The organism is Viridibacillus sp. KH_047 (assembly GCF_057838945.1).
Genome location: NZ_CM174479.1, coordinates 3,413,415 through 3,429,719, shown reverse-complemented (window position 1 = coordinate 3,429,719; position 16,305 = coordinate 3,413,415). Strand labels below are relative to the sequence as shown.

Sequence of the window (16,305 nt, the reverse complement as noted above, 5' to 3'; positions counted from 1 at the left end):
TTATTGAACTAAAGAGGTAGTTTAGTACAATAAGAAAATAATAATAAAGGGGGCATAGCTGCTTGAAAAAAATACTATGACTTCTTTCTGTACTGGGTGTTCTGTTAGTTAGTTCGGGTTGTGTAAATGAAATGATAGGGCAAAAAATAACTGTGCAGAATAGAACAGGAGAAGAAAATACTTTTGAAGACTTCAAAGGCGATAACATAATTGGATGTTATCGGTACTGAAAAAGGATCTTCAGTTAGAAGATCCTTTTAGCTGTTTGTTCAATTAAAGCGTCCGATTATGCATTAAGACAAAATATATATGGATTACCAGAGTTGTAATTTCTAAATTTCATTTTGCTGAAGGACGCAAAATTTCTTCTCAGATTAGTACCAACCAGTCATTCCTGCGCCTATATCCCAATTAATCCACCCTTTAGCTTTTGCTTTATACCCAGTACCATTATACACTTGAGCGGTATAACAGGAGGTTTGACCTTTCATTATCGACCCGTTACCATTCTTACAAGTATACTCTTTTCTCTTAGTACCACTACTAGTGTAACTATACACCCTTGCACTCGCATAGTAAGCGCCGTTATCGTACGGAGCGGTATGATTAAGCGTTATTTTACCCCAAGATGTGCTACACTTCCCACTCCATTTTAGCTCCACTTTTCCATAAATATTACCGTGTCTGTCACTAATTTTACTAGAAGATGTGGTGATTGCACCATTTGCACAACCTGTTGAAACAGGATCTGAACCATCATAAGAAAGAGCAAACGCTTTATTTATTGGTGTAATTGCAAAAAACAGACCAACGACAAGAGTAAACATCATTCCAATATTTAATAATTTTTTCATTATAACAACTCCTTTCAGCTAAATTTTACCATGTAAAAATTTGCATTACGATAGGCCATGGAACTATTTTCATTTATATAAAAATGACTATTTTTGACAGAAACCAAGCAAGAAATCCTATCCAAGATCTATCAAGGGATTGGCTCTTTTCAGTTATTAATCAACCGAATAGTCGATCCATTACACTTTTCTTTTTCTTCAATTCTTCGTTCCCAGATTCATCTTGTGGCTTTACTTCAATATTGAGTAGAGCCTTTTTTTTATTCAACTAACGGGGCAGGTTAGTTCAATAAGGGTTATAATCTAGTTGTAGGAAAAGAACCTATAAGGTGGTTGATAAAGTGCAAACAAATGCATTATTTTATAAAATACATAAGAGAACTGTTTCGACTGAGGACTATGTAAATTGGTCCCATAACTTAATAGAAAACGATGTGTCTTCACCATCCGTAGATATAATTTCTTCATTTTCATTTGGTGAAAATATTTTCGAAGTGGAAGTTTATTTTAATAGAGCTTTAAATGAGTTGGAAATACATAAACCAACTTTTGAGATGTGTGCTAGAGCCTATATAGGTGATTTAGCTAATAAAATAATACAAGCAAATAACGATTCAGTGACATTTGATTTAGCTTATATGATTTTTCGGATTGTTTCGGATTTACATTATCCAGATGATTTGATTTGGTGGTATGAAATAAGTGAAATGATTGATGAATTACGATATGGTGATATACCTACAGAGTTTAATATAGACGGAGTAATATCAAGGATTAAAAATGAGGCAAATAACTTTTCAGATAAATGATATGTAATTACTCTTCAACTAAACCAGCTAATAGAAAGTCAAGTAAAATATTTTTAATCGAAAAACACTTCATGTTATACTAAAAATGCACAACACAAATAACCCTCCTCATTAATGTGGAAGGTTTTTGTTCTATTTGAAAATACTGTAGCTAAATAGTTACTTGGAACGGTGTTTTCGTTTTTAAAATCGCATAAATCCAGTGTAAAAGCTTATTAGCACAAGCAATAATAGCTACTTTATACGGCTTACCTTCTTCGCGTTTTAAATCGTAGAAGGCTCGTAATCGTTTATTTCGTGCAATGGTTTCATCTGTTGTTTTCTTTTTACGGCTATCTCGAATTGAACAACGAACGGCTGTGTAAAGCATGTGGCGAAGTCTAGCTGAGCCGCGTTTGGTAATGTGATTTTTCGTGCCTTTAAAGCGACCTGATTCGAACACACTTGGGTCTAGTCCCGCAAAGGCTACTAACTTTTTCGGATGATTAAACCGCTCAATTTCCCCAATTTCTGAAAGTATCGTGGCTGCGATTTTTTCACCTATACCGGGAAGTGACTGGATTAATTCATATTCTTCGAGTTGTGCCGCCAATTGATCAATCTCACGCTCTAACGTAGAAAGTTGTTGGCGGTACGCTTGAAGTAAATCAATATACATATTCAGACTGACAAGAAGGCTTTGATAAAGCGTTGACTGAAATGGGTTACGTTCTGCAGCTGCGATTAATCGCTCAGCTCTTTCGTACGCCCACTTATACGAACGTGCTTTACAATGCTTATCAATAAATTGTGCAATCTCTTCTACACTTGTATTTAGTACTGATTCAGATGTAGGGAAGGACTGTAAAGTCCTTAATGAAATCTCAGCGTATAAATCACCAAAAACTCCTTTATACTCAGGGAAAACTTGATCTAATATAGCTTGGAATTGTAGCTTTGTTTGAACCATAATTCCCGTCATATTTTCGTGTTGCCTTGTCAGATGCCTAAGGTTTAAAAGCTGAATACCACGCTTTTTCTGAGGCTCTAAATCCTCTTTGTAATACAGTTCACCTAAGTGATAGGCATCAATGGCATCTGTTTTAGTTTTTCGTAAACTAGAGCTTTTCGCTCGATATGAAACGAGCGGATTGACGATAATGACAATGTATTCTCTAGTTTCTAAAAACTGTACAACTGAGGCATGATAATGGCCAGTTGATTCCAAAACAACAGGTGGTTTTAATCCTGTTTGACGCTCTAAATCTAGTAAATAAGAGTGTAACTCTTCAAGTCCTTCCACCGTATGTTCAATCTTCACACTGTTTTTATAGGGCATTTTTTTATCCAAGAACATTTGAACCTGACTTTCACCTTTGGCGACATCCAGACCAACTACTGGATTCATAGTTTATCTCCTCCTCATGTAGTGTATTGACCGGTAACCTCTATCTAGCTTGTTATTCATATCTTCGCTTGTTATACGGGATCACTATGTCCCAACCAGCCTAATCATGTGTTAACAAGTAGAGGGCGAACTGTTTAGTTGTCGGGATTAAATCCCACGGGTGCTTCCGTTCTACTCCGGCTACTATCAATCTATAAATTGAATAAAAAATAGTCAACCAGATTTCTCTGGCTGACCTTATAATACGAACGGGTGCTTTAGTTAAAAATGGACCATCATTTTGATGGTCCATTTTTACGTCCATAACATCAAGTATATTTCGGCGATCTATTGTGAAATGTTACACTTAAACTAACGGGGCAGTTTAGTTCAATAAGCAGTTATTAGTGAATACTCAGAACTTGTTAGTACATATTTTTTAACATTATACCGATTTAATATTTTTGTTTAATAATTATAGTTAATTATTACCAATGTTAGGTAGAATAGATTTATAGAGATTATTTTCAGCAAAAAATAGGAGGAAATACATATGGGACTTAATGAAGGTAATGTGCAAAAAATTTTAGATTGGACATATGAAAAGGCCTTAAACGGGATACCCGGTACAGATTCAGTATATGAGCTTTCAAATAGCTATACGTCGAAACACTCATCGAATGATAAAGCAATCAAAAGTTTAATCCGTTGGCAACAAGGAAAAACGGGTGCAAATGGATTTGCAGCTGGACTAGGTGGAATCGTTGTTACGCCTATTGCTATACCTACCAATCTTGCTTCTGTAATGTATATGCAAATGCGAATGATAGCAGCAATTGCTCATATTCGTGGATACGATTTAAAGGATGACCAAGTACAAACTTTTATATATGCGTGTTTAACAGGACAATCCGCATCCGAACTAGTAAAACAAAGTGGTATTAAAATTGCTTCGAAGATCGGTGAAGCACAAATTAAAAGAATACCAGGTGAGGTTATCACACAAATTAACCAGAAAGTTGGTTTTAGATTAGTAACAAAGTTTGGTGAAAAAGGTGCTATTAATTTAGGGAAGATGGTGCCATTAATAGGGGGTGTGGTTGGTGGAGCGTTTGACGCTTCAACTACTTACGTGATTGGGAAAGCTGCAAAAAAAACGTTTATTGAGGGCGGTTATGATAAAGACAACGGAATTATTATAGATATGATCTAACCGTCAAAATAATTTTTTATACATAATTATCCTTTGTTTGCCTAAATTTAAACTTATTGTACTAACGGGGTCTTTAGTACAAGATTTTTGAGCTGTTCAGACAGCTCTTTTTTCTTATTCAACTAAAGGGGCAGTTTAGTTCAATAAGAGAAGGGAATTTTTTATGTCGCATTTGAAAGAAAATGTGCAGTAACTAAGTTAGATTAACTAAGATGAATTATAAATAAGTTGGTCAGAAGCTTTTAAATGGAACGAAATGGCCTGGTCTAGTGTTTTAAGTAGCTTAAAATCAGCTCTTGAAATAGGTGAAGGAAATCTTTGTTGTAAACCTATTAATTAATTTACTTAACGTCTATTTCTCACAGAAATAGACGTTTTATACTAACTAGTATTATAACTGTAATTTGAATATTCTGGAAATTATTTAAATGGAATGATGGATATTCTATTTTAGAGGTTGCTAAAAATTACTGCATAATATGTAGAAAATGTGCAGTAAGAAATCACAACCGGCATAAAAGTTGCCGGTTGTGATTGGTAACTATTTATTTTTCGTTTTAGCTTGTCGGATTTTCTGATTAATTTCTTTAATATCAGTCTCATTTCCGAATTCCACATTAGAATTCGAACCAGATGCTTGTCGTTTTTCATCTTCATTATGTTGGATTATTTGTTTAACTTGGTCACCATCAGTCCCAAATCTTTCATGTGATTTTTTGTTGTTTGGCATGGATTTCACCTCCTCAATTTAGTCTTTACAGAGGATGTTTAATTATGCGTTTTAAATAATTGATGAATGGGAGCATGTAGTTAAGAAGCAACGTGTCAATAATGTGTAATAAAAGAGATGGTGCTTCTTCAACTAACGGGGCAGGTTAATGGAATAGGAGGAGTTGTGTGTTCTGGATAAAATTTGGTTTGATTGCGTTAATTGTTTTTATCCTTATTTCAATAGTTAAGCTTCTTCTGAGGAAGCTACTCAATATTGAGAAAGTAAAAAAAGATTTTTTTTCCTATAATCACATAAACGAGTTACATCGAAAAATTGATAATGGTTTGAAAATTTTTTCTGTGATTACTCTAATACTTCTATCTTTTGTTCTGATGTTTTATTTTGAAGATTTAACTTACCTTATTTTAATTGCAGCAATCGTTTTAATGTTATTGGATTATATGGTAAGAGCATTTTTTGAGTGGAAATATACACAATATCCAAAACAATCTATTTTAACTTTAACTGAAATGTTTTTAATTCTAACAGCAATAATAATCGTTTTCGAATTAAAATTACTGGGTTCTTATTAAACTAACGGGTGCTTTACTTGAAGATCATTGAGTTGCATATACTGCTCTTTTTTTCTTTATTGAACTAACGGGGCAGATTAGTTGAAGAGCGTTGTTTAACTTTTGTTCAACAATCGGGCGTTAAAGTTTCTGTAATCTGGATTTGTAAGGATTCTCTTTCAATTTTGTTGTTACTTAAAATGTCATATATAGTACCTTCCAGAAAAGTTTCATACTTCTCCTCATCAAGTTTCAAACTAAGAATAGATAAAAATTAATAAGATGATATGAAAAGAAGAGCGGTCATTTGACCGCTCTTCTTCTTTCTTTATAGCTTAATATATCGAACAATCTAGTGCGAGGGTGTAAGCTATCCATGCTCTGAGGGTGGTGGTCTTCTAAACATTTTGACATAGCAACTATAACCCTTTAAACTGTTGATATATAACGCTTTGTATGATTCCTACTGGGCTCGAACCAGCGACCTCCACCCTGTCAAGGTGGCGCTCTCCCAGCTGAGCTAAGGAATCGGGAGAAATTCTAATTCTTAGATTTATGTAAGAATTACTTAATATCATAAGATGGCAAACAGTAAAAGTCAATCATTGTTTTCAACAATAAAATAGAAGAGGCTAGTTTGGTCAATAAAACCAAACTAGCCTTTTTTTAATGAAATAACCCTGATTTTCTGGATTTGAGTAGCATACGTGAGGTAATGACATTTAAACGTTTTTTGAGGATGGTGCCGAATAACAGAACACCTATGAGAACTATGCCAAGTATGAGGACATCCATTAATATTTTGCTCCAAATAATCCCACCTATAGCTTCTCGAGCCATTTCTATAGCGTATGTGAAAGGTAAGTATGGGTTAATCACCTGGAAGAACTTTGGCAGTAAAACCACGGGATAAGTACCGCCTGAGCCTGCTAGTTGAAGTACAAGCAACACGATTGCAAGTGCTTTTCCGACATCTCCGAAAACAGAAACTAAAGTGTAGACAACGCTCATAAATACGAGACTGATGAATAGGCAAAATAGGACGAACCATACAGGATTATGTGCAGACACTTTAAGAATGAAAAGGTCACCCATAGTAATGATTAGTGTTTGGAGTATGCCAATGGTCCAAAATGTAAGTAGTTTCCCAAAATATACTTGTCGAGTGGTGAAATCTTCTTCATTTTTCCCTCCTACTGAAAGTAGTGAAATTAAAAGTAGGCAACCAACCCAAATAGATAAAACAGTATAGAAAGGCGTCATACCTGTTCCGTAATTTTTGATAGGGAAGATGGCATTTTCGTTTAGTTTAATAGGCTGCTCAAAGAATGATTTCTCCGCATTAGGATCGTTAATAAGTAATTGAATGACGCTATTTAAATCTGTTTCTTTTTCGAAGTCCCGGATTTTGTTAGCAAGTTCTTTAACTTTGGTATTCACATAAGGATATTGAGCAAGCGCTGTATTGAGACCAGATTTCACCTCTGAGATGTAGCCATCGGTATTATTAATGATACGCACAACTTCGGGCAATTGGGTTTGGATTATAGTCAGCTTACCCTTTGCAGTAGATAACGTTTTTTGGGCATCATTAATAGCTTTAAAAACAGTTGGTTCAATAGATTGTGCATATTCTTTGATGAAGCTGTCGAGCTCGACAGAAGTGTTTTGTGCGATAGTTTGCAATGAGTCTATGGCATCAGCAACATCATGTTCTTTACCAGCAAGTACTTCGTTTACATTGCGGGCATTTGTTTGTGCTTCTACTAATAAAGCTTTTAAATTTTTTGTACGCTCAATTGCCGATGAGAGTAGTTGTGATTGATCTTGAATGTTGTTGTCATCGTTGAATTGCTTTAAATCCGCCAATGCTTGTTCAACGTTAGATACTTTATCAATAGCAGATGTAACTTGATTGTCTAACGTTTCTTTTGCATTATTTACCTCAGTAAAATCAATCTTTGTATTTTTTAGTTGTTTTAACAATGTATTTGCATCAGTTGAAATTTTCTGGACTGATTGTAAATCTTCTTTAATTTTCGGACTCATATTATTGAGGCGATTTTCAGCTTGTGTTAAGAAGGTCAATGTGTTCTCTATTGTATTTAATCCTTCTTCTGTTAGTTTTTTTACATGTGGAATTTCATTTTGAGCATCTCCAATCTGAGAACTTGCAGAATTGGCATCTTTTTGTGCATTCCTCAATTCGGTATGAATGCCCGGCAAATCTTTTTCTAATGTAAAAACATAATCTTTGAATTTTTTGATATCAGGTAAGTTGTTTTGCATTTCTATTCCAATTCGATTGAACATCTCAAAGATTGTACCGTTTACTGTACCAATAAATTTACTACTCATTTCTTCAGCGAGTACACTGGCACCTTTGCTTGTGATTTTTGGAGCAATTGAGTTGATTTTTTCGTTAACATAATATTCTATTTTGGCTTTTCGTGGCTTACCTGAAGCAACTGTAGCGAGTTCTTTAGAGAAATTCTCTGGAATAATGATTACCGCAAAAAAATCACCGTTTCGAACTTTTTCCATAGCTGTTTTACGATTTGTAAATTGCCAATCCATATCATGATTTTTATGTAACGTTGCAACTAGCTCTTCTCCGGCATCAATATGTTGGTTTTGTATCTTTGCACCTCTGTCTTCATTTACAATACCGACGGGGATTTGAGAGGTTTTCGCATAAGGATCCCATGAAGCTGCAATATTCAACCATGCATATAATGAAGGCAAAATAATAAGCCCACCTAATATTACCGCGGCTACCCAGTTAGAGAAAATACTTCTAATATCCCGCTTATAAATTTCCCAAATATTTTTCATGACAGTCCTCCTGTGTTAAAAAGAAAAAGAGTAAGAGTAATAAACTCTTTCTAATTGCATACCCCTTTTGAAAAGGTTCTAGCAATAAATTTGAAAGTATCAATAGTTTTTTGATTAAAAATAGGGAATAAAAAACTGGGATTTTGGAGGTAATATATGATTAAAATAGAATTTTGTGGAGTTAGTAAGTAGTATTGTGAGGGTACATTAGAACGATATTTTAGGGAGTGAATGATAGTAATTGTAGGTGATGGAACATAGATAATGAGATGAAATTAAAGAAATAGTGTCAAATAATTTACTGATTTGTGGAGGATAAGGCGAGGTAGTAAATAAATTTGATTTGAATTAAATGGTAAAATGTGATAAATAGATGACTATACCAATTACAGTTTGGGTAGGCTATTATTATACATACGTTAATAATGCTTTTATCCAATGGCTAAAGCTATATATATAAAGTAGGAGCTGTCCTTTTTAAGCAGACAGCTCACTTTGCTACACTTCATTCAAGATGGCTGATCATTTTCTTCCGATGCTGTATCATTGTACTGAAAGAACAAAAAAGATTCGTCCTCTAATTCCTCTTGTTTGTGCGGATGTAAGCCATGTGCTAATGGCCCTGTGAAGATTGATTCCCACCATGTTTCTGTTTTCAACATGTAACATTCCCCCTTTTAGAAGTCTTCAACATTTGACAGCAACCTTCTTGAAAATGGTACAATTTGAGTCAGATAAAGCTCTTTTTCTTATGAAATTATGTAACACTTTTATTATGGATAAATCACGATGTATTTATGCAAGCTTATGAACAAAATTAGATAAATATTTCGATAAATTGGAGGTTTTTTAATGGCGAATTTTACTGCCCACGATGTAGAAGCAATGATAGCAGCACAACGGAAATTTTACTTATCAGGTGCTACAAAAAGCTTGTCATTCCGTAAAGAACAATTAAAAAAATTAAAAGTTGCAATCGTCAGTCATGAGAAGGAAATTCTACAAGCACTGCACAAAGATTTAAGAAAAAGTGAATTCGAGGCGTACTCCACTGAAGTAGGGATTGTGCTAGATAGTATTAGCTATATGCAGAAGTATTTAGAAGAATGGTTACAGCCAGTTTCTGTGCCAACGCCACTACATTTTCAACCAGGGAAAAGTTTTATTGTCCGAGAGCCATATGGGACTGTACTTATTATTGGACCATTCAATTATCCATTCCAGTTAGTAATGGAACCTTTAATCGGGGCAATTATCGGTGGCAATACAGCGATTGTAAAACCTTCTGAAGCATCTGTACATACTGCTGAAATTATAAAAAAAATAATTCAAGAAACGTTCCAGGAAAATTACGTGCGTATAGTGGAAGGAGAAAAGGAAGAAACAACTGCTTTGATACATGCTTCGTTTGATTATATTTTCTTTACTGGAAGTGTAGCTGTTGGGAAAATCATTGCGAGAGCAGCAGCAGAACGCTTAACGCCACATACGCTTGAACTTGGTGGGAAAAGTCCTGCAATTGTTGACCAAACAGCAAATTTAGAAGTTGCTGTGAAGCGTATTGCATGGGGGAAATTTACGAATGCTGGTCAAACATGTGTCGCTCCGGATTATGTATTAGTGCATGAGTCAGTGAAAGTACCTTTTATCCGTATTCTGAAAAAGACTCTCCAAAAGTTTTATGGCAAAGATGCACAAGACAGCCCGGATTACGGTCGCATTATTAATGAACGTCAATTTGACCGCTTACAGACTATATTAGATCGAGAGCAGAGCCAAGTGTTATTTGGTGGTAACTATGATCGTGATGATTTATATATGGAGCCAACTGTCCTACAAAATATTACGTGGAATAGCCCTTCTATGGAAGATGAACTATTTGGACCAATTTTACCGATTATCGTTTATGATGATTTACGTGTTGCTATTCATCAAATTCGACAATATCCGAAACCATTAGCGGCATACTTTTTCTCTGAAACAGAGAAAGCCATTCAATATTTCCTTGATGAATTACCATTTGGTGGTGGCTGTGTAAACGATACAGTAACTCATGTAGCAAGTGTCTATTTACCATTTGGAGGTGTCGGTAATTCTGGCGTTAATGCTTATCATGGTAAGGCAAGCTTCGAATGCTTTACACATCCAAAATCTATTTTGAAAAAGTCAACGAAGCTGGCAAATAATTTGTTATTCCCACCGTATAAACAGAAGGTGAAATTAGTAAAAACCATATTAAGATAAGAGTAGCAAAGAACGTCTATTAGTCGATTGTGCTGACTGATAGGCGTTCTTATCTTTTCCGTAAAGATTGAGTTTATTAGAACTCTGCGTGACTGTATTCTGTTTATACAATTAGTGGGAATAATTGATAAAAGAAAAAGCATTTCTAAGGTCTTATAACCCCCTAGAAATGCTTTTTATGTACATTAAACGTCAACGCAAGGAAGTTTAATCGTAATACTTGTACCCTTACCGTATTCACTATCAATTGTAATTTGACCTTCGTGTTCTTGAATAATTTTTTCTGTAATCATCATCCCAAGACCAGTGCCCTCTGTTTTTGTCGTATAAAAGGGTTTGAAAATATGTTCAACAACTTCTTTTTTCATGCCGCCGCCATCGTCAGTAAAACAGATACTACAAAATTGTTTGGCCGTTTTTTCAATAGTAATACTTATGTTACCTTCTTTTTCAATCGCTTCTACTGCATTTTTTATAATATTAATAATAACTTGTTTAATTTGGTTGGCGTCACCTTTGATCATCATATTATTCGTGTTCCAATTTTGTATGAGTTCAATGTTTTTTAATTGCAACTCAGGCTGATATAAAGTCAGGATATCTGAGATGACTTTATCAATTTTGAATACTTTTGGTTGCATAGCATGTGGTTTTGAGAGAACTAAAAACTCACTAATAATTAAGTTAATGCGATCAATTTCTTCCTCAATTAAATTTGTATAAAATGCATATGGTGAACTTTTATCGTTATTCATCATTTGGACGAAACCAGAAATAACAGTTATTGGGTTACGTACTTCGTGTGCGACACCTGCAGCTATTTCTCCTATCGCCTTTAACTTTTCCGTCTGAATGATTAGTTTTTCAGCTTCTTTTTTATATGAAATATCACGAGTGATTACGGATGTAGCAATAATTTTACCGTTATAATCAAAAATGGGAGATAACGTCATTTGTGCATCAAAATAAGTGCCGTCTCTTTTCATATCTTTTGATTCAAGCATATCGAAGCTCCCACCATTCAATAAGTGATTGCTTCGTTCTTTTGCTAAGTTTATATTTTCTGGAGCCACTAAAGGAACAGCTTTTCCAATACATTCTTTCTTTTTCCATCCATATAGTTTCTCAAAAGCTGGATTAACCGCAATGATTTTATTCTCTAAATCAAAAACAGCTATACTGTCTTTCGCATTTTCAAAAAATAAATTTAAGTAGGCTTCCTTTGATAAGAATGCCTTCTCTAAAGAGTCTGAATGAGTCTCCATTTTCTTCCACGATTTATTGATATAAACTGTTTGCATAAAACCTATTATAGCGACTATAAATAAGATTATAGTAAAAAGAGCAATATCTGAATCAGTTATAGAATTACGGAATATTGTATAGCGATATTCAATTAGTAAAATAATCTGAATGATAGTAACAATAAACATCGATAAATTAATACAAAGTGATTGATATATTGCTAGTAAAAAAAGTAGTAGAATAAGAAATACTAAGTGATAGATATAATTAGTTTGCATGATCAATAATATGATGGAACCATTCAATCCGATAATTAATAATATCCTCATTACATATTCATTTATTTTCAGTGCCGAACAAACAAGTAAGAGTACACAATAAATACTTGCAGTGAAGGGGAAAGGTACATCATAATTTATCAAATGGATGCTACTAATAATGGCATGAATAATGAGCCCGGTTGCAAATAAAAACAGTACGAATTGATTTCTTTTGCGTAAAATAGTAGAGTGCTTCATAAAGACACCTCGAATTTGGTTATAATACCATCATACATGATTTAACGTTGTCGTAAAATGTCATATTTTGATATGATGAAAAGAATAAGGGAGGCTTTCAATTTGACAAGCGATTTTAAAGAACGAGAAACGGTTGAATTACTGAAGGAATTAGTGAATATTGCTAGTCCATCTGGCTTTACAGAGGACATTATGAAATATATGTCTAGCCTACTAGAAAAGATGGGCGTATCTTATAAAAAAACAAATAAAGGTGCAATAATCGCAACTGTTTTAGGTAAAGATGATTCTAGACATCGCCTCTTAACGGCGCACACTGATACTTTAGGTGCTATGGTAAAAGAAGTGAAAGAAAATGGACGCTTGAAATTGTCTATGGTAGGAGGGTTCAACTGGAATGCTGTAGAAGGTGAGTATTGTACAATTCATACAGCTAAAGGTGTTAAAATTAGAGGTACGATTTTAATGCATGAAACGACAGTACATGTTTATCGTGAAGCAGGGAAACTACCTCGTAACGAAGAGCATATCGAAGTTCGCCTCGATGAAAAAGTATTTAGTTCGAGCGATATTCGCACAAAAGGTATTGAAGTAGGGGATTTCGTATCTTTTGATCCACGTTTTGAATATACTGAGAGTGGTTTTATAAAATCACGTCATTTAGATGACAAAGCGAGCACAACTTTATTATTAAAATTACTTGAAAAATTAACTACAGAAAAAATCGAATTACCATATACAACACATTTCTATATTTCTAATAATGAAGAAATAGGTTATGGAGGAAACTCAAACATTCCATCTCAAACGGTAGAATATATTGCTGTAGATATGGGAGCAATCGGTGATGGACAAGCATCTGATGAATATACTGTTTCTATCTGTGCAAAAGATTCAAGTGGTCCATATCATTACGCATTAACTAGACAGCTTGTAGCACTTGCAAAAGACAATCACATAGATTATAAATTAGATATTTATCCATACTATGGCTCAGATGCTTCAGCTGCGATTAGAGCGGGTGCTGATGTGCGACATGCATTATTTGGACCAGGAATTGAAGCGTCGCATGCTTATGAACGTACACATATCGATTCACTTCGACATACAGCAAATTTATTATTAGCATACATCAAATCTCCAATGATTGATGAACAGGAGGCAGAATAATGCAAGCCACCGAATTACTACAATGTTTACCTATAAAAAAAATAATAGGTCAATTACCAGAAAATATTAAAGATATTGCGATTGATTCTCGTGGTGTACAACCGAAAAGTGTGTTCGTCTGTATTAAGGGTTACACAGTAGATGGTCATGACTATGCACAAAAAGCTGTTGAAAATGGTGCTATTATTATTGTGGCAGACCACGAGTTAGAGCTTGAAGGTGATGTAGCACAAGTAATCGTAAATAATACTAGTCGTGCACTTGGTTTACTTGCAGCGAAGTTCTTCGATTATCCATCTAAAGACATGACAATGTTTGGGGTAACGGGAACAAATGGTAAAACGAGTGTTACATCTATTATTCGAGATATTCTTCATGGATTAGGCATTAAAACAGCTTTATCTGGTACTATCGGATTTAATCTGAATGGTGTCATGTATGAATCTGCAAACACTACAAGTGACGCCCTTAGTACGCAGCAAATGATTTTCCGTGCAGCAGCTGAAGGTTGTCGAGGTATGATTATGGAAGTTTCTTCACACGGACTAGTAGAGGGACGCTTAGCAGGTGTCGATTTTGATGTCGCTATTTTCACAAATCTAACGCATGATCACCTAGATTTCCACGGTACTATGGAAAACTACGGAAATGCAAAAGGTATGCTTTTCTCCCAACTTGGACAAGACCTTGAAAAAGATAAGGACGCCGTCTTAAATGCTGATGATCCATGGTCAGAAAGATATCAAGAATTAACACCATATCCAATATGGACTTACGGTATAAAAAATGATGCCATTTTTAAAGCTGTTAACTGTCAATATCATAATCATATGACTTATTTTGATATGGAAACTCCAGAAGGAACTTTCCCTATTAAAATGCATTTACTTGGAGAATTCAATATATATAATGTGCTAGCAGCTACTGCCGCTTTATATGCTAGAGGCTATGCTCTAGAAGATATTATTGAACAAGTTGAGGCAATCGAATCTGTTAAAGGTCGTATGCAAGGGATTCCAACAGGTGATTTGCCAATCTCAATTTTCGTCGATTATGCACATACACCTGACGCTATTGAAAAAGCAATCAGTGCAGCTATGCCTTATAAAAAAAATAAAATGATTTTTGTCATTGGTACAGGCGGTAATCGTGATAAATCTAAACGACCTGATATGGCGAAAATGGCTTCACTTTCAGATTACGTGATTTTAACGACAGATGATCCACGATATGAAGAATATGACAGTATTTTAGCTGACCTTGAAAAAGGTATGACACATGATAACTACGCATGTATCGGTGATCGTGCAGAAGCGGTGAGAAAGGCTGTAGAAGTGGCTGAAGCAGGAGATTTAATTATTTTCGCTGGTAAAGGCCACGAAGATTATCAGATTATTGAGAATACAAAATATCCTCATAGTGACGCAGAGATTGCACTAGAAGCAGCGCACGAAAAATTCCAGTCATCAACTAAATAATGCTTACCATAAAACGAAAACACTACAAATGTATTTATTTGTTACATTTGTAGTGTTTTTTTGATCCCGTTATAATATAAAAATAGGTATAATGATGTGTGATAAACTAGTTTTTTATAAAGGTTAAAAAACTCGTTAGATATAAAAGGTCTAACTAATTATTTGGTTTTTGGGTATAAATGATTATTAATTTGAATGGGGGAGAGACAGGTGCTAATGAAGATGATATCTTATAGCACCGTTAATTATGGATACAAAAATTGGTGCAAAAAGTTTATTAGTTGTCGGAATGACTGCAGTGATTGGAACATCAGCTTTGCCTGGAGTTGCAAATGCAGATTTAGATGATGATAAAGGCTTAATAGTGCAAACAAATACAGAAGTCGAGGAAATGGAAAAGAATGATCAGCCATTACCTCCTGTTAATGAAGAATCTGATGTGTCTGAAATTGAAAGTGCAGAAGATATAGGTACAACAGGACAAGATGTGGATGCATCAAATACCTTAGATAATACAATTGATACAGGACAAGCAGAGCTAACAAATAACACAAAACAAAAGTCTATTTCAACTACAAATGAAGAAGAAATTGTACCACCACAAACTGTTGTGAAAACAGTTACACCTTATAGTAGTGGTAATATACCAACATTTATACAGACGATTTCACCAATAGCTCGGTCTTTAGCAAAGAATAATGACTTATATGCTTCTGTTATGATTGCACAAGCTGTTCTTGAGAGTTCATATGGGACAAGTACTTTAGGTGCAGCGCCAAATTACAATTTATTTGGCATGAAAGGTAATTATCAGGGAGCGTTTGTAGCGATGCTAACGTTAGAAGATGATGGTAAAGGGAATTACTATCAAATTTCTGCACACTTTAAAAAATATCCATCTCACACGCAGTCGTTACAAGATTATGTTGATTTAATTAGAAACGGTGTGTCCTGGGATGCCTTTCGTTATATGAAAGTATGGAAAAGTAGTACGAGTTCTTATAAAGATGCGACTCGCGCTTTAACTGGTACATATGCTACGGACACGCTTTATGCTAGTAAACTAAATAATTTAATTGCAACATATAATTTAACAGCTTATGATTCTGCGATATCTGTAGGAGATTCTTCAGGAGATGAATCACTAGATAACAATGATTCTAATAGTTCACTAGGAAACACAGTCTTTTATACAGTACAAAAAGGCAACACGCTATCTGCAATTGCACAAAAACATAGTACAACAGTTGCAAACTTGAAAAAGTGGAATAATTTGAAGTCCGACATGA

The 16,305-nt window shown here is 34.7% G+C and carries 12 protein-coding genes, 1 tRNA gene and 1 pseudogene; 7 read left to right on the top strand and 7 right to left on the bottom strand.

The genetic code is table 11. The features are described from left to right. Window positions 1–374: 374 nt before the first annotated feature. On the bottom strand, window positions 375–854 hold the full coding sequence (locus AC3IS5_RS16905) for a DUF2690 domain-containing protein (protein WP_489425428.1): 480 nt from the start codon (window positions 852–854) through the stop codon (window positions 375–377). A gap of 341 nt (window positions 855–1,195) precedes the next feature. Between AC3IS5_RS16905 and AC3IS5_RS16900 the strand changes: the two genes are divergently transcribed. Continuing rightward, window positions 1,196–1,663: a hypothetical protein gene (locus AC3IS5_RS16900; RefSeq protein ID WP_489425427.1), complete on the top strand. Its 468-nt coding sequence runs from the start codon at window positions 1,196–1,198 to the stop codon at window positions 1,661–1,663. 151 nt (window positions 1,664–1,814) lie between these two features. On the opposite strand, the gene AC3IS5_RS16895 is transcribed toward AC3IS5_RS16900, so the two are convergent. After that, window positions 1,815–3,050 carry an IS110 family RNA-guided transposase gene (locus AC3IS5_RS16895; RefSeq protein ID WP_489425426.1) on the bottom strand — a complete coding sequence of 412 codons (1,236 nt, stop codon included), beginning with the start codon at window positions 3,048–3,050 and terminating at the stop codon, window positions 1,815–1,817. Window positions 3,051–3,582: 532 nt separating this feature from the next. Here AC3IS5_RS16895 and AC3IS5_RS16890 point away from each other — a divergent pair. Next, a complete protein-coding gene (locus AC3IS5_RS16890) occupies window positions 3,583–4,242 on the top strand; it encodes an EcsC family protein (protein ID WP_489425425.1) in 660 nt (219 codons plus the stop codon). 541 nt (window positions 4,243–4,783) lie between these two features. Here the strand turns inward: AC3IS5_RS16890 and AC3IS5_RS16885 are convergent. Then, a complete protein-coding gene (locus AC3IS5_RS16885; protein ID WP_489425424.1) occupies window positions 4,784–4,972 on the bottom strand; it encodes a hypothetical protein in 189 nt (62 codons plus the stop codon). Between the two features lie 167 nt (window positions 4,973–5,139). Between AC3IS5_RS16885 and AC3IS5_RS16880 the strand changes: the two genes are divergently transcribed. Further along, window positions 5,140–5,547, top strand: a complete 408-nt coding sequence (locus tag AC3IS5_RS16880) for a DUF4181 domain-containing protein (protein WP_489425423.1) — start codon at window positions 5,140–5,142, stop codon at window positions 5,545–5,547. A 436-nt stretch (window positions 5,548–5,983) separates the two neighbouring features. Here the strand turns inward: AC3IS5_RS16880 and AC3IS5_RS16875 are convergent. The 3 genes from AC3IS5_RS16875 to AC3IS5_RS16865 form a co-directional block, all read right to left on the bottom strand. Continuing rightward, window positions 5,984–6,056, bottom strand: a tRNA-Val gene (locus tag AC3IS5_RS16875). Between the two features lie 136 nt (window positions 6,057–6,192). Then, complete coding sequence (locus tag AC3IS5_RS16870) at window positions 6,193–8,361, bottom strand: YhgE/Pip domain-containing protein (protein ID WP_489425422.1); 2,169 nt, start codon at window positions 8,359–8,361, stop codon at window positions 6,193–6,195. 509 nt (window positions 8,362–8,870) lie between these two features. Then, window positions 8,871–9,023 carry a hypothetical protein gene (locus AC3IS5_RS16865; RefSeq protein ID WP_489425421.1) on the bottom strand — a complete coding sequence of 51 codons (153 nt, stop codon included), beginning with the start codon at window positions 9,021–9,023 and terminating at the stop codon, window positions 8,871–8,873. Window positions 9,024–9,213: 190 nt separating this feature from the next. Here AC3IS5_RS16865 and AC3IS5_RS16860 point away from each other — a divergent pair, with 190 nt between their 5' ends. Continuing rightward, the gene (locus AC3IS5_RS16860) at window positions 9,214–10,605 is read left to right on the top strand and encodes an aldehyde dehydrogenase (RefSeq protein ID WP_489425420.1); all 1,392 of its coding nucleotides are present in this window, start codon (window positions 9,214–9,216) and stop codon (window positions 10,603–10,605) included. A gap of 185 nt (window positions 10,606–10,790) precedes the next feature. On the opposite strand, the gene AC3IS5_RS16855 is transcribed toward AC3IS5_RS16860, so the two are convergent. After that, window positions 10,791–12,368, bottom strand: coding sequence for a two-component system sensor histidine kinase NtrB (locus tag AC3IS5_RS16855; protein WP_489425419.1), 1,578 nt, complete (start codon window positions 12,366–12,368; stop codon window positions 10,791–10,793). A gap of 75 nt (window positions 12,369–12,443) precedes the next feature. On the opposite strand from AC3IS5_RS16855, the gene AC3IS5_RS16850 reads away from it, so the two are divergent. The 3 genes and pseudogenes from AC3IS5_RS16850 to AC3IS5_RS16840 form a co-directional block, all read left to right on the top strand. Continuing rightward, on the top strand, window positions 12,444–13,538 hold the full coding sequence (locus tag AC3IS5_RS16850) for a M42 family metallopeptidase (RefSeq protein ID WP_489427926.1): 1,095 nt from the start codon (window positions 12,444–12,446) through the stop codon (window positions 13,536–13,538). Next, window positions 13,538–15,016, top strand: a complete 1,479-nt coding sequence (locus AC3IS5_RS16845) for a UDP-N-acetylmuramoyl-L-alanyl-D-glutamate--2,6-diaminopimelate ligase (RefSeq protein WP_489425418.1) — start codon at window positions 13,538–13,540, stop codon at window positions 15,014–15,016. Before AC3IS5_RS16850 ends, AC3IS5_RS16845 begins: the two co-directional genes overlap by 1 nt. Window positions 15,017–15,263: 247 nt before the next feature. Next, window positions 15,264–16,131: pseudogene (locus AC3IS5_RS16840) on the top strand (glucosaminidase domain-containing protein); the annotation flags it as partial. Window positions 16,132–16,305: the final 174 nt, after the last annotated feature.

Coding starts and splice junctions, on each gene's coding strand:
- AC3IS5_RS16905 (WP_489425428.1), bottom strand. CDS start 854: ATGAAAAAATTATTAAATATTGGAATGATGTTTACTCTTGTCGTTGGT.
- AC3IS5_RS16895 (WP_489425426.1), bottom strand. CDS start 3,050: ATGAATCCAGTAGTTGGTCTGGATGTCGCCAAAGGTGAAAGTCAGGTT.
- AC3IS5_RS16890 (WP_489425425.1), top strand. CDS start 3,583: ATGGGACTTAATGAAGGTAATGTGCAAAAAATTTTAGATTGGACATAT.
- AC3IS5_RS16885 (WP_489425424.1), bottom strand. CDS start 4,972: ATGCCAAACAACAAAAAATCACATGAAAGATTTGGGACTGATGGTGAC.
- AC3IS5_RS16870 (WP_489425422.1), bottom strand. CDS start 8,361: ATGAAAAATATTTGGGAAATTTATAAGCGGGATATTAGAAGTATTTTC.
- AC3IS5_RS16865 (WP_489425421.1), bottom strand. CDS start 9,023: ATGTTGAAAACAGAAACATGGTGGGAATCAATCTTCACAGGGCCATTA.
- AC3IS5_RS16860 (WP_489425420.1), top strand. CDS start 9,214: ATGGCGAATTTTACTGCCCACGATGTAGAAGCAATGATAGCAGCACAA.
- AC3IS5_RS16855 (WP_489425419.1), bottom strand. CDS start 12,368: ATGAAGCACTCTACTATTTTACGCAAAAGAAATCAATTCGTACTGTTT.
- AC3IS5_RS16850 (WP_489427926.1), top strand. CDS start 12,444: ATGAAAAGAATAAGGGAGGCTTTCAATTTGACAAGCGATTTTAAAGAA.
- AC3IS5_RS16845 (WP_489425418.1), top strand. CDS start 13,538: ATGCAAGCCACCGAATTACTACAATGTTTACCTATAAAAAAAATAATA.